Here is a 22,055-nt window from a genome sequence, read left to right as displayed (position 1 = left end):
ACTATAAAAGTTGTCGTTTGGTCACTCAGTTCATCGAATAAATCTTTTTGTCTATTCTCAACGAGTGCCCACACAGATTGCATAGGTCAAATTGTTAAAGAGCGTGTCGATTTAGTGGTCGGCATTTCGTGACTTGCGTCTCATTGCCCCGTCGACAGGAAGCGCAGTATAGAGATTTCAGTTTTTCCCGCAACCCCTTTTTGCAAAAAACTTTTCGTTAGCGCAAAAAGTGAACAGAAACGGTCGTTTTGTTTAATAAACCAGCAAAAACCGTCCAACTTTCGCTTACCAAGCTTACTATTATAGTACCCACCCTCTGCTCTTTCCATAAAATGTGGCATACATCATACATTCGGGCTGGTAGCATAGTCGCTCTGTTTCTCACTAGGGAGTCATCGATATGAAGCATTGGCTTTTTCTGGGGTTTGCCATCGTGGCAGAGGTGATTGCAACCGCATCACTCAAAAACAGTGACGGCTTTTCTAAGCTCGTCCCTTCCGTATTAGTGGTGGTGGGATACAGTTTTTCCTTCTATTTGCTTGCGCTAACACTCCGAGCGATCCCTGTGGGTATTGCTTATGCCATCTGGGCTGGCGCCGGTGTGACTTTGATAGCGCTCATTGGTTGGTTGGTCTTCGGTCAGAAGCTTGATACGCCGGCGGTGATTGGAATGGCGCTGATTGTTGCCGGTGTGGCCGTGATGAATTTATTTTCATCTGCATCTCCGCACTAGTTATCACGCCCACTGACGGTCGAACTAAAACAAAAAACCCAGCCGAAGCTGGGTTTTTCTTGTTCAGGGGAAAGGCAATTACATCATGCCGCCCATTCCGCCCATGCCACCCATACCAGCAGCGCCCATATCAGCACCGCCGTCTTTTTGTGGCAAGTCAGTAACCATTGCTTCGGTGGTGATCATTAGACCAGCAACAGAGGCAGCAAATTGCAGTGCACTACGAGTCACTTTGGTTGGGTCAAGAATACCCATTTCGATCATGTCACCGTATTCACCGGTTGCGGCGTTGTAACCATAGTTACCGTCACCTGCTTTCACATTGTTCGCAACCACTGAATCTTCGTCACCCGCGTTAGTCGCGATTTGACGAATAGGCGCTTCCATGGCGCGCAGTGCAACACGGATACCGACGTTTTGCTCTTCGTTATCGCCTTTCAGCTCGCCAACTTTGCTAGCGGCACGGATAAGCGCAACGCCACCACCGGCAACCACGCCTTCTTCCACTGCCGCACGAGTCGCGTGCAGAGCATCTTCAACGCGATCTTTCTTCTCTTTCATTTCGACTTCGGTCGCTGCGCCGACTTTGATTACTGCAACACCACCAGCCAGTTTGGCGACGCGCTCTTGCAGTTTTTCTTTGTCGTAGTCTGAGCTCGCTTCTTCGATTTGTTGACGAATTTGAGCAACACGCGCTTCGATAGAGGCTTCTTCACCAACACCATCGATAATGGTGGTGTTGTCTTTAGTAACAGTGACACGCTTAGCTTGGCCTAGATCTTCCAGCGTCACTTTCTCCAGTTCCATGCCAATCTCTTCTGAGATCACGGTACCAGCAGTCAGTGTCGCGATGTCTTGTAGCATCGCTTTACGACGATCACCAAAGCCAGGGGCTTTCACGGCAGCAACTTTCACGATGCCACGCATGTTGTTAACCACCAAGGTAGCCAGCGCTTCACCTTCAACATCTTCTGCGATGATCAGCAGTGGACGAGATGCTTTAGAAACCGCTTCTAGCGTTGGTAGCAGCTCACGGATGTTAGACACTTTTTTGTCGATCAGCAGGATAAATGGGTTATCCAGCTCAACGTTGCCAGCTTCTTGGTTGTTGATGAAGTAAGGAGACAGGTAACCACGGTCGAACTGCATGCCTTCAACAACGCTCAGCTCGTCTTGCAGAGATTGACCTTCTTCAACAGTAATAACGCCGTCGCGACCTACTTTGTCCATGGCTTCAGCAATGATCTTACCCACAGTCTCATCTGAGTTGGCAGAGATAGTACCCACCTGAGCGATCGCATTGCTGGTTGAGCAAGGTGAAGACAGTTTTTTCAGCTCTTCAACCGCAGCAACCACCGCTTTGTCGATACCACGCTTCAGATCCATTGGGTTCATGCCCGCAGCAACCGCTTTCAAGCCTTCATTGACGATAGATTGCGCCAATACAGTTGCAGTGGTCGTACCGTCACCTGCCGCATCATTTGCTTGTGAAGCGACTTCTTTTACCATTTGTGCGCCCATGTTCTGGAACTTGTCTTCCAGCTCGATTTCACGGGCAACAGACACGCCGTCTTTGGTGATAGTTGGCGCACCGAATGATTTGTCTAGAACAACGTTACGACCTTTAGGGCCTAGTGTGACTTTCACGGCATCCGCCAGAACATTCACACCTTCGAGCATTTTCGCACGCGCGTCGTCACTAAATTTAACGTCTTTAGCAGCCATGATTCTATTCCTTTCTTACGTTCTTGATTGGAGGTGAAATGAATTACTCAACGATTGCCATAATGTCGCTTTCTGACAGGATCAGGACTTCTTTACCGTCGATTTTTTCACTCTTAGTACCGAAGCCTTCAGAGAAGATAACAGTGTCACCCACTTTAACGTCCAATGGCTGCACGTTGCCGTTTTCAAGAATACGGCCATTGCCTACCGCCAGTACTTTACCGCGAGTAGACTTTTCTGCAGCAGAACCAGTTAACACGATGCCGCCTGCTGATTTAGACTCAGCTTCTTGGCGCTCAACGATAACGCGATCATGTAGTGGACGAATGTTCATCGGTCGTCTCCTGAATTAGTAATGATGTTCCGTTTGATGAAGTAAGTATGCACACAGGCCGTTCATGCGTCCGGTTCCTGATGTAACTCCCTATGTGGGGACGCCCTTTTTCTTTCCCAAGGGTTTTACAGCAATTTTTTTGATTTTTTTTACCCGGCAGCTTCCTCACCTAGGTGCGATCCGCTAGGGTAAGCCGTCCCAACCCAGTGATCAGAGATTATGAACGACAAACACGGGCTGCTGTCCGCCCCGATCAACCTCACATTGCGTAAGATGACCGTGCCCATGGTATTTGGGCTGTTCGCGATCATCATGTTTAATGTGGTGGATACCTTCTTTATTTCACTGCTTGGCACGGAAGCACTCGCTGCGGTGAGCTTCACCTTTCCCATCACCTTTGCAGTTAACTCCATCACGCTAGGATTAGGGGTCGGCATTGCCGCCTTGGTCGCGCGATTACTCGGCCAGGGTGATCATCAAGATGCCGCGCGGGTCTCGAGTCATGGTTTGATCTTGGCGGTACTCATGGTGATGGTCGTCGGTTGGTTAGGAGCCGCCACCATCAATCCGGTGTTCTCAGCGTTGGGGGCAAGCGATAACTTATTGCCGTTAATCCACGATTACATGCAGGTGTGGTATCTCACTATTCCATTGCTCGTCGTGCCGATGGCAGGGAACGCGGCTATCCGCGCCACGGGCGATACAAAAACCCCAGCAAAAATCATGATGGTCTCCGGCCTGATTAATGGAGCGCTCGACCCCTTACTGATTTTTGGCTTGGGCCCATTTCCAGAACTGGGAGTGCAAGGGGCGGCCATCGCCAGCGCCGTCAGTTGGGCGGGGGCATTAGTTGCCGCGTTGAGTATTCTTATCCGCCGCGAGCGACTGTTGATGGCGCCACAATGGACGAAACTGGCGACTGATGTGCGTCAGATCCTTAAAATTGGTATGCCGGCTGGAATGACCAATGCCTTAAACCCGGCCGCAGGTGCCATTTTAATGATGATGCTTGCCTCACAGGGGACAGAAAGTGTTGCTGCCTATGGCGCCGCTCAACGCATTGAAGCCATTTTATTAATTGTGATGATGGCGATGACGTCATCGCTCACGCCCTTAATGTCGCAAAACTTTGGTGCGCAATACCATCAACGGGCCTTTCAGGCGCTGTTTAGCGCGATGCGCTTTGCCATCTTGTTTCAATTTGCCTTGTACTTGTCGCTGTGGCCTTTTATCGATTTGATTGCGGATTTGTTCAGTGACGATGTGCGGGTTCAACAAGAAATTGCCCACTATTTAATGGTGGTCCCGGCCAGTTACGGCTTACAAGGCACCTTGATGTTATTGGTCGGCGGCCTGAATGCGATGAAACGTTCGCTGCATTCGTTCGCCTGCAACCTCGTCCGTTTGTTTGTCTTCTTGGTGCCCTGTGCATGGTTGGGCGGCATGGTCAACGGCACCCATGGTCTGTTTGCGGGCATCGCCATTGCTAATCTGCTCGCCGGTATTATGGCGTACCTGTATGCTGTGGTGTTGCGCCGTCAGACACTCGCGGCATCATTGCCCGTCTGAGCCAGCTCTTGAACGCGGTGCTGCAACGCATCTAACGCCTGATAAAGCGCTTGATACTGCGCCGCACTGAGTCCCTCGAGCATGGCTTTTTCCCACTCCAGTACTTTGGGAACAATGGTCTGGTAATGGGTGCGGCCTTTGTCGGTCAAATGGACTAACGCGGCGCGCTGATCACCTTGGCATGCGCGTCGCTCTACCAACTGATGTTGCTCTAAACGGGTAAGCAAGCGCGACACTTTCACTTTATCCAGCCGTGTTTCTGCGGCTAAATCTTTCGCCATCACGCCATCCCGTGCGCCCAAAGAGGCCAGCACGCGCCATTCTGGACGCGACAATCCAAACTCTGCTTCATAACGTGCCGCAAGACTGTCGGCGACCAACTCCGCCGTGTGGACCAACTTATACGGCAAAAAGCTATCGAGTGCTAAATGAGGAAGGGTCATGTCAGTTAGTTTCAAATGAAATCATATAGCCTACTTTACGAGAGGCTTCGATAAGATGCAAAGGTAGTGCTTTGTTTACACTTACGATTTTTAGGCGGCAAAAATACTGAACACACAAGGTAAAATATTTGTTAACGGTGCGTTGCTTTTTCTTATCTCTGATCGCTAGTATAAACGGATAGATTGTTTCTTTTGAAACTATTTGGCGGTCCCAGTGAACTCGGCCGCCCAGCACAAGGAGCGAGTTATGCGAAAGTGGTTTTCATTCCCCATTCGTGAAGGGGATGCCTCACGTCAAGCCCACTGCGACTTTCCCGAGGGAACCTACGAGCGCGAGTGTGGTAAGGAAGGCTTTTTTGGCCCGGCGAGTCATATGTATCACCGCCATCCCCCGACGGGCTGGAGCGAGTGGGAAGGCCCATTGCGACCGCATGCTTTTGACACCAACCGAGTTGAAACTCAAGGCACGTCACCAATGGATGCGCCTGTGCTGTTATCCAATGCCAACGTTCAGGTTCGCTTATGGCGCACCGATACTGCCATGTCTTATCTGGTGCGCAACAGTGATGGCGACGATTGCTTATTTGTCCATCAGGGCGAAGGCTCGCTGTATTGCGATTATGGCCACTTGCGCTATACCAAAGGCGATTATTTGATCATTCCTCGCGCCACCAGCTGGCGACTGGTGCCGGATGAGGCCACCACCTTGTTGATGATTGAAGCGACACACGGCTCCTATATGAGCGCCGAACGAGGCATTGTCGGCGAACATGCGGTGTTTGACCCCGCAGTGTTAGAACATGCACGCATTGACGATAGCTTTAAAGCCCAGCAATCCGACAGCGAAAGCTGGCAGGTGATAATTAAATCGCGCCAACAGCTTAACCGCGTCACTTATCCTTATAACCCACTCGATGCCGTGGGCTGGAAGGGTAACCTCACCGTGTTCCGACTCAACTGGCGAGATATCCGCCCATTAATGAGCCATCGTTATCACTTGCCGCCATCGGCGCACACCACCTTTGTCGCACAAGGTTTTGTGATTTGTACCTTTGTCCCCCGCCCGATCGAGTCCGATCCTGGCGCACTGAAGGTGCCTTTCTACCACAATAACGATGACTATGATGAGGTGCTTTTCTATCACCAAGGTGACTTTTTCAGCCGCGATAACATTGATGCCGGCATGGTGACCCTACACCCTTGTGGCTTCCCACATGGCCCTCACCCAAAAGCGTTCGCCGCGGGCAAAAAGCATCAGAAAAAAGAGACCGATGAAGTGGCGGTGATGATCGATACCCGCATGCCACTTGATATGGGCGACGCGGCGAAAGCCACCGAGCTGACCGATTATGTTTACTCTTGGCGCACGCCAAGTGACGCAGAATAGCGAAGGAGAAAGCAATGAAACTGGCTTCACTCAAACACGGACGTGATGGCAAATTGATTTTGGTCTCTCGTGACCTTACTCGCGCCGTCCACGCCGACGATATTGCGCCCACACTACAAGCGGCACTCGATAATTGGGCGACCCTTGCGCCCAAACTGACTCAGCGCTACGACGCGCTCAACGACAACCAAGTCAGTGAGTCCTTTGCCTTTGACCCGAGTGTCTGCGACTCACCACTGCCCCGCGCCTATCAGTGGGCGGATGGTAGCGCCTACGTTAACCACGTTGAACTGGTGCGCAAAGCACGCGGCGCACAAATGCCTGAGAGTTTTTGGACCGACCCACTGATGTATCAAGGCATGTCTGATGGCTTTCTCGGCCCACGTGACGAGATTGAATTGGTCGATGATGCGTGGGGTTGTGACTTTGAAGCCGAGCTTGCCGTCGTCACCGATGACGTCCCCATGCACCTTAGTGCTGACAAAGCGGGCCAACACATTAAACTGCTGATGCTGGTCAACGACGTTTCACTGCGCAACCTGATCCCCGGCGAGCTTGCCAAAGGGTTCGGCTTTTTCCAATCTAAGCCGGCTTCTGCATTTTCACCAGTGGCGGTTACCCCAGATGAGCTGGGCGATCACTGGCGCGATCATAAAGTCCACCTACCGATGCATGTCACCCTCAACGGCGAATGGTTCGGTTCGCCCGACGCGGGTGTGGATATGACCTTTGATTTTGCCGAGCTGGTCGCGCATGTGGCGAAAAGCCGCCATGTCAGCGCTGGGACCATTATTGGCTCCGGCACCGTCTCCAATACCGATCGCAGTAAAGGCTCTTGCTGCTTAGCCGAAAAGCGCATGCTGGAAATTATCGACCAAGGCGAGGCAAAAACTCCGTTTATGACCTTTGGCGATAGCGTCACCATCGATATGCGCGACAGCCAAAATGCGTCTATTTTCGGCGCCATTGAGCAAACTGTGACCCGTTACATCGCAGAGTAACCTTGATGCGCGCCTGGTGCCTCTGGGCGCGCTTTACGTTGACGCCGCCTAGGAGCTTGTATGCTGCTTTATGATTACAGTAAGTCGACCGCGGCCTACCGCGTCCGCATCGCCCTTGGCCTTAAAGGCCTCAGCTACCAACGAGAAACCGTGTCTTTGCTGGATAAACACCAGCACAGCGACGCCTATCGCTCGCTCAATCCCGCCGGTTTAGTGCCTACCTTGGTCGATGGCGATGTCACCTTGAGCCAATCGCTCGCCATTATCGAATACCTCGACGAGCGCTATCCACAGGTCAAACTGCTCCCCAGTGATCCAGTGCAAAAAGCCCAGTGCCGATCTCTGGCGCTCGATATTGCCTGTGATGTGCATCCACTCAATAACTTACGGGTTCTGCAATACTTAACCGGCCCCTTTGGCCACAGTGATGATGACAAAATCACTTGGTATCACCATTGGCTAAAACAAGGGTTCGATGGCTTGGAAGCCAAACTACAGGGATTAGACAGCCCCTTTATCGGCGGAGAAGCGCCTAATTTGGCCGATATTTGTTTAGTCGCGCAGCTGTTTAATGCACGCCGATTTGCGTTTGATTTAACGGCCTACCCAACTTTGACGCGCATTGAATCACAATGCCAAACGCTGGATGCATTTATACAGGCACACCCTGATAAGAGCTAAGGAGAGGACATGAAAGACGGATTGTTGTGGGCGCCGGATAAGGAACGTCAAACCCACACCTTACTCGCCGCGTTTATCCGTGCCGTGAATCAGACTCACGACACCCAGCTGAGTGGCTATGACGATCTTTATGCATGGTCAGTGCGTCAAAGCGGCGATTTTTGGCAACAATTATGGCAATTTTCCGGCGTGATCGGCGATCCGGGCGAGAGAGTGTGCGATATCGACCCCGAGCACCCTAATCGGGATAGCCAGTGGTTTCCCACCGCACGTCTGAACTATGCCGAAAACCTGCTCAAGCACGCAGAGCAATATGCCGACCAACCAGCGATGATTTTTAGCGGTGAGCATGAGGTAGCACGCACCCTCACTTGGCGCGAGCTCGTCGATCAGGTGGCGGTCATCCGTCACTACCTAGATACGCAAGGCGTTCAACCAGGCGATGTGATTGCCGGCTATTTACCTAATCTGCCTGAAACCGTGATTGCGATGCTTGCCACCGCAGCACTGGGCGCGATTTGGACCTCAACCTCACCGGACTTTGGCGTCGACAGTGTGTTAGACCGTTTTGGCCAAACCGAGCCCAAAGTGCTGTTTACCACCGATCATTACCACTACAACGGCAAAACCTATGACTGCCTGAATAAAGCGCAGCAGGTGGTGGATAACGTACCAGCCATTGAGCGCCTAGTGGTGATCCCTTTTGATGGCGATCGACCTTCTTTACCTGCTAGCGTGGATAACTGGCAAGACTTATTAGCCAAGGACGCGCCGCCGCTTCGCTTTACCCGCGTGGCGTTCAATGCGCCACTCTTTGTGCTGTACTCTTCCGGCACCACGGGTAAGCCCAAGTGCATAATTCATTCGGTGGGCGGGATATTGCTCAATCATTTGAAAGAGCATCAGCTCCATTCGGATGTGCGCCCCGGCGATCGCTTTTTCTATTTCACCACCTGCGGCTGGATGATGTGGAATTGGCAGGTCAGTGCCTTGGCAAGTGGCGCGACCTTAGTGCTTTATGATGGCTCGCCGTTTTATCCGGATGCGGGGGTACTTTGGCGACTGGCCGAGCGGCATCAGATCACCCTTTTTGGTACGGCGGCGRAATACTTAGAGGCATTGGAAAAACAAGGGGTGGCGCCAAAAGAGGATTACTCGCTGGCGTCGCTACGCGTCCTGTGTTCGACCGGCTCGGTACTTGCGCCCGAGCAGTTTGATTATGTCTATCAAAAGATAAAGTCTGATCTTCAGTTAAGCTCGATTGCGGGTGGCACCGACATTTGTGGCTGCTTTGTTCTTGGCAGCCCGCTGTCACCGGTTTATCGCGGCGAAAGCCAAAAGCGCGGCTTGGCGCTCGATGTACAAGTGTTTAACGCCCAAGGCCAAGCGGTCGAGGAGCAGAAAGGGGAGCTGGTGTGCTGTAATAGCTTCCCCAACCAGCCGGTTGGCTTTTGGCACGATACCGATGGCAGCCGCTACCACAATGCCTATTGGAACAAGATTGATGATATCTGGTTTCATGGTGACTATGTACGCCTGACCGCACAAGGTGGCATGGTGTTCTATGGCCGGTCTGATGCGGTATTGAACCCAGGCGGGGTGCGAATTGGTACGGCGGAAATCTATCGCCATGTGAATCAGCTTAGCGAGATCATGGATTCGGTGGTCATCGGCCAGCAATGGCAAAATGATGTCCGCGTGGTGCTATTCGTCAAACTCGCCGCCGGCGTGACACTGGATGAGTCACTCAAGCAAACCATCAAAAAAACCATCCGCACCCAGTGCACGCCGCGTCACGTTCCCGCCGTAATTGCCGAGGTGAGCGATATTCCACGCACCAAGTCAGGGAAACTGGCCGAGTTAGCGGTGCGCGATGTGGTCCATGGCCAAGACGTGGCACAGTTAAGCGCACTGGATAACCCAGCATCACTCGACCAATACCGCCAGCGCCCCGAGCTCACCGAGTAAGCTGACGCCATGATCGAAAAAGGCCGCATCCTCATGCGGCCTTTTGGCTGAGTTTAATCCCGACATGGCTTAGCGCAGGCGATGGTCATCATCGTCATCTTTGCGCTCATATTCTCCCTCAAAGGTATTGCCATCCTCACCACGGCCTCCGCGACGGAACGGATCCTCACCAAAAGGACCTTGCGCATTGCCCCCTTGATGGAAGCTACCTTGGCTAAAGCCTGCTTGAGACACAGTGACGCGCTTCATCACTTGTTTGGCGAGCGCGGCTCGCGGCCCAGGTAAAAGCACCAACATCCCCATCGCATCGGTCATAAAACCTGGCGTTAACAGCAGCACACCGGCGACGGCCAGCATCACGCCTTCAAGGATTTGCTGAGCGGGTAATTCCCCTCGGTTGAGCCTGTCTTGCACCGAAGCCAAGGTCATAATGCCTTGGCTTCGCACCAAAGACGCACCGACAAACGCGGTAATCAAAACCAGCGCCAGTGTGGGCCACAGCCCCAGCCAGCCACCAACCTGAATAAACAGGCCAATTTCGATCACTGGCACCAAAATAAATAGCAGTAATAAAACTGGAAACACGGTTCACCTCGCACTGGAAATTCACTTTTCATCCTAACATCAAAATCACGCAAAAGCCGAATCGGGAAAGTGGATTTACTGCTTGAATCTCGCGGCAAGAAAGCGCATTTTGTTATCGCCTCCTCTTAGTGCTGTGACCGGTGTCAGCCCTTTTCACCACATCATATGCTCTAATAGCGGCGAAAGGATGTAAGAGACGATACATCCAGCCAAAATCTCTGAGGAATGGATTCTACAGCAAAATTTGTGGCGACGTTTTAATCATTATAATAACTTTGATGTTAAGGCCAACACATGTCTCAGACGATTATTACACCCAATGATACCCCTACGCTGACTACTGCAACCCGCCTTGAAGAAGACTTACTCGGTCAACGCGCTGTTCCAGCCGATGCGTATTACGGTATTCACACCTTGCGCGCCATTGAGAACTTTACCATCTCAAGTACCCGTATTTCAGACATTCCCGATTTCGTACGCGGCATGGTTTACACCAAAAAAGCCGCCGCGATGGCAAACCAAGAACTCGGCGTGATCCCCTCTGATGTCGGTGACTACATTATCAAAGCCTGTGACCAGATTTTGGAAACGGGTAAATGCATGGATCAGTTCCCCTCGGATGTCTTCCAAGGCGGCGCAGGCACCTCAGTGAACATGAATGCTAACGAGGTGATTGCCAACCTTGCGCTTGAACTGATGGGGCATGAGAAAGGTGACTATGATGTGATTAACCCCAACGACCACGTCAATAAGAGCCAATCGACCAACTGTGCGTACCCCACCGGCTTCCGAATTGCAGTCTACAACAGCATTCTCAAATTGATGGATGCGATTGATTATCTGCAAAACGAATTCAACAAAAAAGCGGAGACTTACTCTCACGTACTGAAGATGGGCCGCACCCAGCTGCAAGACGCAGTACCGATGACGGTCGGACAAGAGTTCAAAGCCTTTTCGGTACTACTGCGTGAAGAGATTAAGAACATTAAATATACCGCCGCACTGCTGCTCGAAGTCAATCTCGGCGCGACCGCGATTGGCACCAAGTTGAATGCCGCAGAAGGCTATCAGCAACTGGCGGTAAAACATCTGGCTGAAATCACAGGTCTGCCATGTATCCCGGCCGAAGATTTGATTGAAGCCACGTCAGACTGTGGCGCGTATGTCATGGTCCACGGCGCGCTGAAACGCTTGGCGGTGAAACTATCGAAGATCTGTAACGACTTGCGTCTACTCTCCTCGGGCCCACGTGCGGGACTCAATGAGATTAACCTACCCGAAATGCAGGCAGGTTCATCCATTATGCCCGCCAAGGTCAACCCAGTGATCCCCGAGGTAGTCAACCAAGTGTGCTTTAAGGTGATGGGCAACGATACCACCATTACGTTTGCCGCCGAAGCCGGCCAACTTCAGCTTAACGTGATGGAGCCCGTGATTGGACAGGCACTGTTTGAGTCTATTTCCATTCTGGCGAATGGCTGCCGGAACTTGGGTGAGAAGTGTGTAAGCGGGATTACCGTCAACCAAGAGGTGTGCGAGCACTATGTGCACAACTCGATTGGGATTATCACTTATCTCAACCCCTTTATCGGCCACCACGAGGGCGATATTGTCGGCAAGATTTGTGCGGAAACAGGAAAGAGCGTGAAAGAAGTGGTGCTAGAACGCGGGTTAATGTCCGAAGAAGAACTTGAAGACATCTTCTCCGTCGACAACCTGATGCATCCCAAGTATCGCGGTAAACGCTTTAACGCCTAAGTGAATAACGGTTATCTGATCAACAAGGGCGCTCAATGCGCCCTTTTTTATTATTCACCTGTCTTTCTATTGGCTTACAGCACCTGAGTGAGTAACAAACCGCAGGCAATACTGAAGACCATACTGAGCAACCCCGGCACCATAAAGCTGTGGTTAAACACATATTTACCAATCTGAGTTGTCCCTGTTCGGTCAAAATCAATAGAAGCAATGATAGGACCATAATTAGGGATAAAGAAGTAACCATTTACCGCCACAAAGGTCGCGATGATAATTGAGGGTGGCAGACCCAGTGTAATCGCTACTGGCACCAGCACAGCCGTTGTTGCACCTTGGCTATTCACCATGACCGATAGCGCAAACAAGGCAAAGGCGAACGTCCAAGGCGCCACCTCAACCAAGCCAGACACGGCGTCTTTTACCATATCCGCATGCCCACCAATCAAGGTGTCACCCAGCCACGCAATACCAAAGATAGCGACAATGGCACGCATACCCGCATGAAACACCGAACCTTGGCTAATCGCATTGCCATCCGGTTTACAGGTCAAGATGATCAGTGCACCGACTGACAGCATCACAATTTCAATGGTGTGCGCCATGCCAAGAGGCTCGCCGTCAAACGCTGGGCGCAACGAAGGAAACGCCCCCATTAGCACCACGGTAATGGCCCCGAGTAAAAATAAGGTCACCGATTTTTTCGCTTCCGGCGTCACCTCGACCTCTTCCACGGTCGATGATGCTTCCATTTCWGCGCGAAATGCTGGGTCTTGAAGGCGGCGTTGGTACTCAGGATCGTCTTTAAGCTCTTTGCCAAGCTTATTGACGATCACACACGCAAGCGCAAGACCGATAAAGGTACTGGGAATGGTCACTGACAGCACATCGGTGAGCGTAATCCCTTGTGGCTCTAAAAAGGCCACGCAGGCCACCACAGCAGCAGCGATGGGGCTGGCCACAATCGCAAATTGCGAGGCGATAACCGCCATACTTAATGGGCGTGCCGGGCGAATGCCACTACGGCGGCTCACTTCCGCAATCACAGGCAACACGGAATAAGCAACGTGTCCTGTCCCCGCCATCATGGTAAAGACATAGGTCACTAAGGGGGCAATAAAGGTAATGTGACGCGGGTTTTTACGCAAAATCCCCGTGGCAATTTTAATCAGAAAATCGAGACCACCGGCTGCCTGCATACTGGCTGCAGCGGCAACGACTGCCATGATCATCAGCATGACATCAATCGGTGGATGCGTGGGTTGCATACCAAACCCAAAACTTAATATCGCGAGGCCAACCCCGCCCATCACACCTAAACCAATGCCGCCAATTCGGGCACCAATCAAGATGCAGCTGAGTACTACTAAAAACTCAACCAAAAACATAACGCTCTCCTACTCTGGATAGTTGGGCCCAATTTCCTTACTAGCCAACGCCATGATCGTCTGTCATTTCGCCCTGATGTCGCCAACGTTAACCAGTGTTATTGGGATATGAGTGTCGAGACGGTTCCTTGTCTGTGCATCATCATGATGTTTGCCTTCCGTGAAGGGGATGTGCACGCATGCGCAGCATCATGGATGACAGGCTATCCGTGAGCAGTAACACGCGTGTTGATATAAGTAATAAAAACTAACACTTTTGCGTCCTTCATAACAAAAAGTTCGTAAAATGAGATCTTTAACGCAGATTGTTTCGCCAATGCCTGTTGGGTTATTGATCAATTCACCGCTTCCTCACATTTAATTGTTATGATATAACATAACAATTAAATACAACGACAAGAGGCACTCCACGGTGAAAAAAGATATCCACCCTCCGTATCAACAAGTCGTGTTCCATGACACCAGTGTCGATACCTATTTTATGATTGGTTCAACCTTGCAAACGTCACGTACCATTGAGTGGCACGACGGTAAAACCTATCCCTATTTTCCACTCGATGTCTCGAGTGCATCGCATCCGGTGTACACGGGTAAACAGCGGGTCACAAACAAAGAAGGACGCGCGGCACACTTCGCCCGCAAGTTTGGCCAAATTGGTGGCAGCCAAAAGGAGAGGTCATGAAGGTCGTGAACTCACTGAAAAGCGCCCGCCAGCGTCACCCTGATTGTCAGGTTGTCCGTCGTCGCGGGCGCATGTTTGTTATTTGCAAAACCAATTCACGTTTTAAAGCCGTGCAGGGGCGGGTGAAAAAACGCGCCTAAGCGTCTGCGACGCACTGCCACTGATGGGGCAGTGCTTCTCGGCGGGCAAACATCTTGATGTGGCTACTGACCGTTTCAGTCACTAAGGTCAAGTTCGCCTCATCGTCGGCGTGGCATGTAACACGCAACTGGGTCCCTTGCACCTGCATATCGCACACACCCGCAGGGAAATGCACACGTCCTGTTTGCTCATCCCAGCTCGCCTCGACTTTGCGACCAAAGTGACGACACAAGGTCTGCAAGTAACGTGGGGCATGCTCGGACTCAATTATCGTTGTCATACTCGGCATACGTTCTCCTTGGTAGGCTGGCATAGATGCCAGCCTCATCGCGTTAAAATTGATAGGACGCCGTCAATTTAATGTTGCGGCCAGGCTCGTAATCGAGAATTTCTGCGCCTCGTTCACCTGACGTTGACGCATGCGAGCGATAGCGACTGTCAAACAAGTTGTCGATCCCTGCCGTCAAAGTGAACCCGTCTACCGTCATTGGTTGCCACTGAGCGAACACGTCGTGTACTGTGTAGCCCGGTTTGGTCAAGTTGCTATCAGGAACTGTGGTCGAGCGCTGAATTTGGGTGTTCCACCCCAGCAGCACATCCCAGCTGTTCAACGCGTAATCCACATTCAAGGCAAGGGTATCGCCGAGGTGGCGAGCGCGACCAAAAATTTGATCCAGTTGATACGCCTCTGAATAACTCACATCCGTGCGACTGTAACTGGCTGACGCCGTCCACTGCTGCCATGCCCAATAGGTACTGGCCTCAAAGCCACGATAGGTGGCATCGCCACGGTTGGTGGTTTCATAAGCCCAGTTACCACTGCCATCTTTGTAACTACGCACCACAATTTCATCATCGAGCTCAGTGCGATACACCGTCAGATTGGCGGTTAACAAGTAGTCTTCTTGCGCCGCGGCATTCGAGAGGCGCATACCAATTTCATCGGTCCGGCCATGCTCGGCTCTCAAGTCTTTATCCGCGCTTTCACTCAGTGCTGTGGTGGTGAATGATTCATTCAATGGCGGCGCTTTGTGCAGCTCTCGACTGTTGGCAAACAGGGTGAGATAGTCAGTAGCGACAAACTCTGCACCCAAGGCCAGCGACACATCATCGTAACGCTGACTCGAGCTGGTCGCTCGACGATCAAAGCTGTCATAACGTACCGCTGGCGTCACAGAAAAGCGTGAGGTCAGCGCTATCTTGTCTTCCACATACAGCGCAATCTTGTCGGCCGACTCCAAAATCTGTACACCCGGTTTGGCAAATTGGGTGTCGTTGTCTTGGTTTTCATAGTGCGCACCGTACGCGAGCTGATGATCGCCAATACGCTGCGATACACTGAGTTTTACCCCAATATTCGTGTCTTCTGCCACGTTAACGCCTTTGCGGTCAGCCAGAAATGGGTGGGTCGCAAATTCGGTTTCATCACGGGTGAGTGACAGCTGGTTATAATAGGCCAGCGCTTTTAATTCGATGGTTTGTGACGGCGTATATTCATAGTTGATCGTCGCGGTATCACGATCGTAGGTCACTGGCAGGGTCATTTCGCCCGTGCGATTGCGGTTGAAGCTCACGCCCATATCAGGACGCGGCAGGTAATCGCCCTTATCGCGGTACTTGTCATAACTGACTTCAAAGCGATGCCCACTCTCAGGCTCCCAACCTAGTTTCACTAAGCCATTAGTGACCTCACCTTCACCGCCGAAGGTACGATGCCCATTGCCGTCTTTAAAGTTGTCGCGATCAAAACGGCTGATATATGCCATCGCATCCCATTCATCACTCAACAACCCATAAACGGTCAATGAGCCTTGTTGGTAATCGTTACTGCCCCAACCGCCACTCAAGCGTGCCCCAAATGTCTCATTCGCACGCAAGAGATCGTACGGATCTTTGGTTTCAAACGCGACCGCGCCCCCCAGCTCGCTGGTGAGAATCGACGATGCGCCCACCGCGACATCAACACGCTGCAAAATGTCAGGATTTAAAGTGAGGTTGCTGATGTGGTGGAACATTTTACCGCCTTGTGAGGCGCCATCGACGGTGATATCCAAATCTTGTTCGGTAAAGCCACGGATATTAATACGCTGGGTAAGCGAGTGCGTGCCGCCCACATCCACACCGGGAATATCACGTAATAAGTCAGAAAGGTGATCGGGCTGCTTCACGGTAAGATCAGCTTCCCCCAGATAACGGGAGGAGCTAGACACTTTTGTGCCCCACACGGATACCGTTTCTATGCTTTCACCTTCGGGGCTATCAGCCATCGCAGAGGGACACAAAGCACTGGCAATGCTCAGCSCAAGCAAAGCCGGACGCGCCTTGACGGGAAGTAACAACGTCATAATTCATTTCCTTCTTGGGTAACCCAAACAACTAAATGATACTAATTCGCATTTATGTTAACGTTTAAGTGATTTTCAGGAAGAAAAAAGAATTATGTGCGTGCATCAAGCTTTTATGCGCAGAGCTTTTATGTGCAGAGCTTTTATGCATAGCGCGTTGATGCAGCATGTTAAGGGGGAAAACTATGGCAGCACCCGTGTCTGTTGTTTGCACACAACGAGAATCCAGCACAGAGGGTCACGCCGAGATCATGGCTAACCACTCGCAAGGAACGCAATCTTTGGTACGTGGGCAGTTCTCACATACCTTATGCCCAGGTGGATTGCAGATCGATGGCGGGATCACCGATGAGTTATGTGATGCCAATGTGCTCCACCGTGCCCATCTGGGGATCACGCTAGTGATAGTACTCGAGGGCGTGCTAGAGTTTGCCTACGATGGCCACACCTATCGGTGTGATGCACGCCACCAGCCCCAAGCGCTTGCCGTCTCCGTGGGTCGTGATAGCACCTTTCGCCGTCGCTTAATTGAAGGTAACCACCTGAAAAAAGTGAATATACTGCTACCCCCCGATTGGCTTAATGGCTATGCAGACGAGCAAGCCTTGCCACTGCTTAGTGGCTTGCATCGCCATCATTTAGGCAGTGTACGCTGGCAACCGAGTACCTCCATACTTGACTCCATTCGCGCCTTATTGCCCAGTATTAATCGGCAACATGAGGCTGATCCCCTGACCCAGCATCTACATGCACTCACCATCATCAAGCATCTGTGTGACCAAGCCGCTCATCGGATCATTGAGCCTGTTGTCGAACACATCCCTACCACCCATGAACCGCAAGTCGCAAAAGCCGTCGCGTATATTGAGACCAAACTGCATACCGCATTGACCTTATCGACCATCGCGCAGGCTTGCGGCCTGAGCCGCAGCACACTGCAGCGTCGTTTTCGTACCCATCTGGGCGTGCCCGTGTCTGATTACATTCGGCGCCGCCGGCTCGCGGTGGTCAAAGAAAAGTTACTGCATGAGGCAATGTCAATTGGCGAAGCGGCTTACTGGGCGGGCTACCATCATCCCTCTAATTTCGTCACCGCATTTAAGCGTCAGTTTGGTATGACGCCCGGGCAGTTGATCCAGTCGCACACCCATGCGGTGTGATCATGGTATTTGTGTATACTCATCCTATTAGCATGAAAAGGAAAAAGTATGAGACAGGGTCGCCGCTTCGCACTGACGGCTGGGGCGTTGATTGCCGCATTAGGCGCCAGTGCGCTTTATATTGTTCACTCGCAACAAGCCACCGCGCCTGCAAACGCATCGCATACCGTCGAGGCGCCAACGTTTGTGACCGTCAACAGCCAAACAGCGCTTGATGCAGAGCTCGCCAACGCAGCCGCGAGTCAGAAAATCGCCTTTGTCGATTACTACGCCGATTGGTGCATTCCGTGTAAGCAGTTCGCCACACAAACCTTTACCGATCCCGACGTGGCTCAGCAACTTAACCGCATGCACCGGATTAAAGTGAACCTTAGCCATAATCGTCCTGAAGATTTTGCCCTTATGCGTCGCCAAAATGTAGCGGGCTTACCCACCCTCGACTTTTGGCTACCCAGTGGTGAACGACATGAAACCGCACGCGTAACCGGCTTTTTACCTCCCGAGACATTTCTCTCCCATCTTTCTGAACACGGACTCATGGTTCGGGCCAAAAGCAAGGAATGATCAATCTCTTAGTTCCTTTGTTACAAAATTGATAAACCGCACACCCAGTGGTAGCGTTGAAAGAAACACGGGAGCGGCATAAACACCATGGAAGCGCAACATACCATTGTGATCGCTGACGACCATCCGCTGTTTCGAAATGCCTTATTTCAATCAGTGCATATGGCTGTCAGCGGCGCGAATCTACTCGAAGCAGATAGTCTGGATAGTTTGAACGATCTGTTGGCACGCGATGCTGAGGTCGATTTAGTGCTACTGGATCTAAAAATGCCGGGGGCCAATGGCATGTCGGGATTAATTGCCCTGCGTCACCAATACCCGACGCTGCCGATTGTGGTAGTCTCCGCCAGTGAAGAGCCCAGTGTAATCCGTCAAGTGCGCTCCCATGGCGCGTTCGGCTTTATTCCTAAATCCAGCGATATGCGTACGCTGGTACAATCGTTAACCCAAGTCCTCGAAGGCACCCCCTGCTTTCCTGATGATTTAGGTGACGATGACGACAGTGAATGCCTGTCGAGCAAATTAGCCGCCTTAACGCCGCAACAATACAAAGTACTACGTATGCTTTGCGATGGCTTGCTGAATAAACAGATCGCTTACGACTTAGCGGTCTCCGAAGCCACTATCAAAGCCCATATGACGGCTATTTTTCGCAAGCTCGGGGTAAAAAATCGCACCCAAGCGGTGATTTTATTGCAGCAATCGAATATCGAACTTTGATACGCTAGCGCCACATCTCGACCTTGGAGCGCCGCTTATGTTAAGTATTCTTGCTACGCAATTCGTGATTTTATGGGCCGTGATCGATCCTGTCGGTAGCGTGCCCATCTATCTCTCGCAAACCAGCCACATGACCCCCAAACAAAAGCGCCGCGTGGCCGTAAAAGCGGTAGCGATCGCGTTCGCGATTTTATTGTTCTTCTTAATTGTCGGTCAGCTTTTACTCGAAGCCATGCAAATCCCTTTGCCCGCCTTTCAGGCGGCAGGCGGGCTGGTATTGCTGTTATTTTCTTTAACCATGATTTTCGGCGAGGGCAAACCCAGTCAAGAAGCCAAAATGCTCAGCGAAAACGTGGATAAGGCCGAGATAGCCGCCACCGCGGTGTATCCCTTGGCGGTGCCGTCTATCGCCTCACCCGGCGCGATGATGGCCATCGTCATGCTCACGGATAACAACCGCTATGCCATTGCTGAGCAAGCCATTACTGCCGGAGTGATGTTTTTAGTCTTAGCCGCGACCTTGGTCTTACTCCTTGGGGCCAATGTGATACACAAAGTGATCGGCAACGTCGGCGCCTCGATTGTCAGTCGTGTCATGGGGCTAATCCTCGCCTCCGTCGCCGTTGCTAATTTGCTCGAAGGGATCCAAAAGTTTTATCACCTGACTTAGACCTTTGGCGCAAGTCGTGGCTAGCTCACCCCGAGCTAGCCCAACCTAGCTCACAAAAATCCTGCCTTTTCGCCATATTGGCGCCCTTGTGGCTCGACTAAAGTTGCAATGTCGCTTTGCCCATCCACTGCTATCGTCTTCATGTAACATTCCATTAACGTGTTAAACAAGGAGATGGCGATGGCGTTTCAAAGCAAGGAACACGCGAAAGCCTACTGGGAGAGAAACGTAAAACTGATGATCAGCTTGCTGATTGTCTGGTTTGTTGTCTCATTCGGTTTTGGGATCTTATTCGTAGATGCCCTCAACACGATTCAAATCGCAGGCTATAAATTGGGATTTTGGTTCGCTCAACAAGGCTCAATTTATACCTTCCTTGGCATCATTTTTGTGTATGCCAAACAGATGCGCAAACTCGATCGCGAGTTCGGTGTAGACGACGAGTAAGAGGGAACACGCATGGATTTAAGAACCATTACTTACATTGTTGTCGGGTTCACGTTCGCCCTCTATATCGGGATTGCGATCTGGGCTCGAGCAGGCTCAACCAAAGAGTTTTATGTCGCTGGCGGTGGGGTTAACCCCGTTGCAAACGGGATGGCCACCGCAGCCGACTGGATGTCAGCAGCCTCCTTCATTTCTATGGCCGGTTTGATTGCCTTTATGGGTTATGGCGGCTCGGTCTTTTTGATGGGCTGGACCGGTGGCTTTGTGCTGCTCGCCCTACTCCTCGCACCTTACCTGCGTAAATTTGGCAAGTTTACCGTCCCCGAGTTTGTCGGTGAGCGCTTTTATTCGAAAACCGCGCGTATCGTGGCGGTGGTTTGCTTGATTATCGCTTCGGTCACTTATGTTATCGGTCAGATGAAAGGGGTTGGGGTCGCATTTGGACGCTTCTTGGAAGTCGATTACTCCACTGGGCTGTTAATCGGTATGGTGATTGTCTTTATGTATTCCGTGATGGGCGGGATGAAAGGCATTACTTATACCCAAATTGCTCAGTATTGCGTGCTTATTTTGGCGTATACGATCCCTGCTAYTTTTATCTCGCTGAAGCTCACCGGCAATCCGTTCCCACAGTTAGGCCTGGGTAGCACCATGGCAGGTACGGATCAGTATTTGCTCGACCGGCTCGACCAAGTGGTCACCGAGCTCGGTTTTGTCGAATACACTACCGCGGTGCGTGGCAGCACGCTCAATATGTTTGCCTACACCATGTCGCTGATGATCGGTACCGCAGGTCTACCTCACGTAATTATTCGCTTTTTCACCGTTCCTAAGGTGCGCGATGCGCGAACCTCTGCTGGCTGGGCACTCTTCTTTATCGCGATTTTGTATACCTCAGCCCCTGCAGTCGCCGCGATGGCTCGCTTAAACTTGATGGACACCGTCAATCTACCTAATGGTGATAATTTGCTGTACGACGAGCGTCCGGACTGGTTTAAAAACTGGGAAACTACTGGCCTGCTCGGTTTTGAAGACAAAAACGGTGACCAGAAAATTCAGTACACCTCTGATCCAGAAACCAATGAGCTGCGTGTTGACCGCGATATCATGGTGCTCGCTAATCCCGAAATTGCCAAGCTGCCTAACTGGGTGATTGCACTAGTGGCTGCCGGTGGTCTTGCTGCGGCACTGTCGACTGCCGCTGGGTTATTGCTTGCGATATCGTCAGCCATATCCCACGACTTAATCAAAGGGGTCGTTAACCCGAATATCAGTGAAAAAGGCGAGCTCATGGCGAGCCGGATATCCATGGCATTAGCCATCGCCGGTGCTGGCTATTTGGGACTGAATCCGCCTGGCTTCGCCGCTGGAACGGTGGCATTAGCCTTTGGTCTCGCCGCTTCATCAATCTTCCCAGTACTGATGATGGGGATCTTTACCAAGACCATCAACAAGGAAGGGGCGATCGCAGGGATGGTTGCGGGGATCAGTGTCACCCTGTTCTATGTATTCCAACACAAAGGGATCCTATTTATCCCTGAATGGACATACCTAGAAGGTCTTGGCAGCAATTGGATCTTAGGGATTGAACCTAATGCATTTGGTGCCGTCGGTGCAATCTGTAACTTTGTGGTGGCTATCCTCGTTTCTCGAGTGACCAAAGAAACCCCACAAGAGGTACAAGATTTGGTCGAACACGTTCGCATGCCATCGGGCGCAGGCGATGCGCAATCACACTAATACAGTATTAACCTATC

Annotated in this window: 22 protein-coding genes; 15 read left to right on the top strand and 7 right to left on the bottom strand. The window is 51.5% G+C overall.

Going from position 1 to position 22,055, the window contains the following annotated elements; translation table 11 throughout:
* Nucleotides 1-400: 400 nt before the first annotated feature.
* Entirely contained in the window at nt 401-733 is a 333-nt protein-coding gene (locus BZG83_RS01530) for an SMR family transporter (protein ID WP_069586952.1), read from the top strand.
* A gap of 78 nt (nt 734-811) precedes the next feature.
* Here BZG83_RS01530 and groL read toward each other — a convergent pair whose 3' ends face one another.
* Together groL and BZG83_RS01520 are read right to left on the bottom strand one after the other, a co-directional pair.
* Nucleotides 812-2,458 (bottom strand): chaperonin GroEL, encoded by a 1,647-nt coding sequence (gene groL, locus BZG83_RS01525; RefSeq protein ID WP_077456079.1) that lies wholly within the window; start codon nt 2,456-2,458, stop codon nt 812-814.
* A 43-nt stretch (nt 2,459-2,501) separates the two neighbouring features.
* On the bottom strand, nt 2,502-2,792 hold the full coding sequence (locus BZG83_RS01520; RefSeq protein ID WP_069586954.1) for a co-chaperone GroES: 291 nt from the start codon (nt 2,790-2,792) through the stop codon (nt 2,502-2,504).
* A 219-nt stretch (nt 2,793-3,011) separates the two neighbouring features.
* Between BZG83_RS01520 and BZG83_RS01515 the strand changes: the two genes are divergently transcribed.
* Nucleotides 3,012-4,361, top strand: a complete 1,350-nt coding sequence (locus BZG83_RS01515; protein WP_077479096.1) for an MATE family efflux transporter — start codon at nt 3,012-3,014, stop codon at nt 4,359-4,361.
* Here the strand turns inward: BZG83_RS01515 and BZG83_RS01510 are convergent.
* Complete coding sequence (locus tag BZG83_RS01510; protein WP_338012742.1) at nt 4,331-4,819, bottom strand: MarR family winged helix-turn-helix transcriptional regulator; 489 nt, start codon at nt 4,817-4,819, stop codon at nt 4,331-4,333. The two genes, BZG83_RS01515 and BZG83_RS01510, sit on opposite strands and share 31 nt — an antisense overlap.
* Before the next feature lie 232 nt (nt 4,820-5,051).
* Between BZG83_RS01510 and BZG83_RS01505 the strand changes: the two genes are divergently transcribed.
* The 4 genes from BZG83_RS01505 to BZG83_RS01490 are packed head-to-tail and all read left to right on the top strand — an operon-like array spanning nt 5,052 to nt 9,841.
* Nucleotides 5,052-6,191, top strand: a complete 1,140-nt coding sequence (locus tag BZG83_RS01505; protein ID WP_077479094.1) for a homogentisate 1,2-dioxygenase — start codon at nt 5,052-5,054, stop codon at nt 6,189-6,191.
* Nucleotides 6,192-6,205: 14 nt separating this feature from the next.
* Nucleotides 6,206-7,192, top strand: coding sequence for a fumarylacetoacetate hydrolase family protein (locus tag BZG83_RS01500; protein ID WP_077479093.1), 987 nt, complete (start codon nt 6,206-6,208; stop codon nt 7,190-7,192).
* Nucleotides 7,193-7,252: 60 nt separating this feature from the next.
* Entirely contained in the window at nt 7,253-7,873 is a 621-nt protein-coding gene (gene maiA / locus BZG83_RS01495) for a maleylacetoacetate isomerase (protein ID WP_077479092.1), read from the top strand.
* A 9-nt stretch (nt 7,874-7,882) separates the two neighbouring features.
* Nucleotides 7,883-9,841 (top strand): acetoacetate--CoA ligase, encoded by a 1,959-nt coding sequence (locus tag BZG83_RS01490; RefSeq protein WP_077479091.1) that lies wholly within the window; start codon nt 7,883-7,885, stop codon nt 9,839-9,841.
* Between the two features lie 69 nt (nt 9,842-9,910).
* Here BZG83_RS01490 and BZG83_RS01485 read toward each other — a convergent pair whose 3' ends face one another.
* Nucleotides 9,911-10,426: an FxsA family protein gene (locus BZG83_RS01485; RefSeq protein WP_077456074.1), complete on the bottom strand. Its 516-nt coding sequence runs from the start codon at nt 10,424-10,426 to the stop codon at nt 9,911-9,913.
* A 306-nt stretch (nt 10,427-10,732) separates the two neighbouring features.
* On the opposite strand from BZG83_RS01485, the gene aspA reads away from it, so the two are divergent.
* Nucleotides 10,733-12,184 carry an aspartate ammonia-lyase gene (gene aspA / locus BZG83_RS01480; RefSeq protein ID WP_420876441.1) on the top strand — a complete coding sequence of 484 codons (1,452 nt, stop codon included), beginning with the start codon at nt 10,733-10,735 and terminating at the stop codon, nt 12,182-12,184.
* A 74-nt stretch (nt 12,185-12,258) separates the two neighbouring features.
* On the opposite strand, the gene BZG83_RS01475 is transcribed toward aspA, so the two are convergent.
* A complete protein-coding gene (locus tag BZG83_RS01475; RefSeq protein ID WP_077479089.1) occupies nt 12,259-13,569 on the bottom strand; it encodes an anaerobic C4-dicarboxylate transporter family protein in 1,311 nt (436 codons plus the stop codon).
* Nucleotides 13,570-13,981: 412 nt separating this feature from the next.
* Here BZG83_RS01475 and BZG83_RS01470 point away from each other — a divergent pair, with 412 nt between their 5' ends.
* Both BZG83_RS01470 and ykgO read left to right on the top strand, forming a co-directional pair.
* Complete coding sequence (locus BZG83_RS01470; protein WP_077479088.1) at nt 13,982-14,251, top strand: type B 50S ribosomal protein L31; 270 nt, start codon at nt 13,982-13,984, stop codon at nt 14,249-14,251.
* Nucleotides 14,248-14,391, top strand: coding sequence for a type B 50S ribosomal protein L36 (gene ykgO, locus BZG83_RS01465; RefSeq protein WP_077479087.1), 144 nt, complete (start codon nt 14,248-14,250; stop codon nt 14,389-14,391). Before BZG83_RS01470 ends, ykgO begins: the two co-directional genes overlap by 4 nt.
* Here ykgO and BZG83_RS01460 read toward each other — a convergent pair.
* A complete protein-coding gene (locus tag BZG83_RS01460; protein ID WP_241825778.1) occupies nt 14,388-14,672 on the bottom strand; it encodes a DUF2218 domain-containing protein in 285 nt (94 codons plus the stop codon). The genes ykgO and BZG83_RS01460 overlap by 4 nt on opposite strands.
* A 52-nt stretch (nt 14,673-14,724) precedes the next feature.
* The gene (locus BZG83_RS01455; RefSeq protein ID WP_077479085.1) at nt 14,725-16,737 is read right to left on the bottom strand and encodes a TonB-dependent receptor domain-containing protein; all 2,013 of its coding nucleotides are present in this window, start codon (nt 16,735-16,737) and stop codon (nt 14,725-14,727) included.
* Between the two features lie 185 nt (nt 16,738-16,922).
* Between BZG83_RS01455 and BZG83_RS01450 the strand changes: the two genes are divergently transcribed.
* The 6 genes from BZG83_RS01450 (at nt 16,923) to BZG83_RS01425 (ending at nt 22,038) form a co-directional block, all read left to right on the top strand.
* A complete protein-coding gene (locus tag BZG83_RS01450) occupies nt 16,923-17,897 on the top strand; it encodes a helix-turn-helix domain-containing protein (RefSeq protein ID WP_158011483.1) in 975 nt (324 codons plus the stop codon).
* Nucleotides 17,898-17,945: 48 nt separating this feature from the next.
* On the top strand, nt 17,946-18,461 hold the full coding sequence (locus BZG83_RS01445; RefSeq protein WP_077479083.1) for a thioredoxin fold domain-containing protein: 516 nt from the start codon (nt 17,946-17,948) through the stop codon (nt 18,459-18,461).
* Between the two features lie 87 nt (nt 18,462-18,548).
* Nucleotides 18,549-19,181, top strand: a complete 633-nt coding sequence (locus BZG83_RS01440; RefSeq protein ID WP_077479082.1) for a response regulator transcription factor — start codon at nt 18,549-18,551, stop codon at nt 19,179-19,181.
* Nucleotides 19,182-19,218: 37 nt separating this feature from the next.
* Nucleotides 19,219-19,851: a MarC family protein gene (locus BZG83_RS01435; protein WP_077479081.1), complete on the top strand. Its 633-nt coding sequence runs from the start codon at nt 19,219-19,221 to the stop codon at nt 19,849-19,851.
* 180 nt (nt 19,852-20,031) lie between these two features.
* Nucleotides 20,032-20,298 (top strand): DUF4212 domain-containing protein, encoded by a 267-nt coding sequence (locus BZG83_RS01430; RefSeq protein ID WP_069586971.1) that lies wholly within the window; start codon nt 20,032-20,034, stop codon nt 20,296-20,298.
* Between the two features lie 12 nt (nt 20,299-20,310).
* Complete coding sequence (locus BZG83_RS01425; protein WP_077479080.1) at nt 20,311-22,038, top strand: sodium:solute symporter family protein; 1,728 nt, start codon at nt 20,311-20,313, stop codon at nt 22,036-22,038.
* Nucleotides 22,039-22,055: the final 17 nt, after the last annotated feature.

Origin of the sequence: Salinivibrio sp. PR919, assembly GCF_001995355.1 — a bacterium.
In the GTDB taxonomy this organism is placed as follows: Bacteria; Pseudomonadota; Gammaproteobacteria; order Enterobacterales; family Vibrionaceae; genus Salinivibrio; species Salinivibrio proteolyticus.
This window is presented reverse-complemented; position numbering and strand designations above follow the sequence as displayed.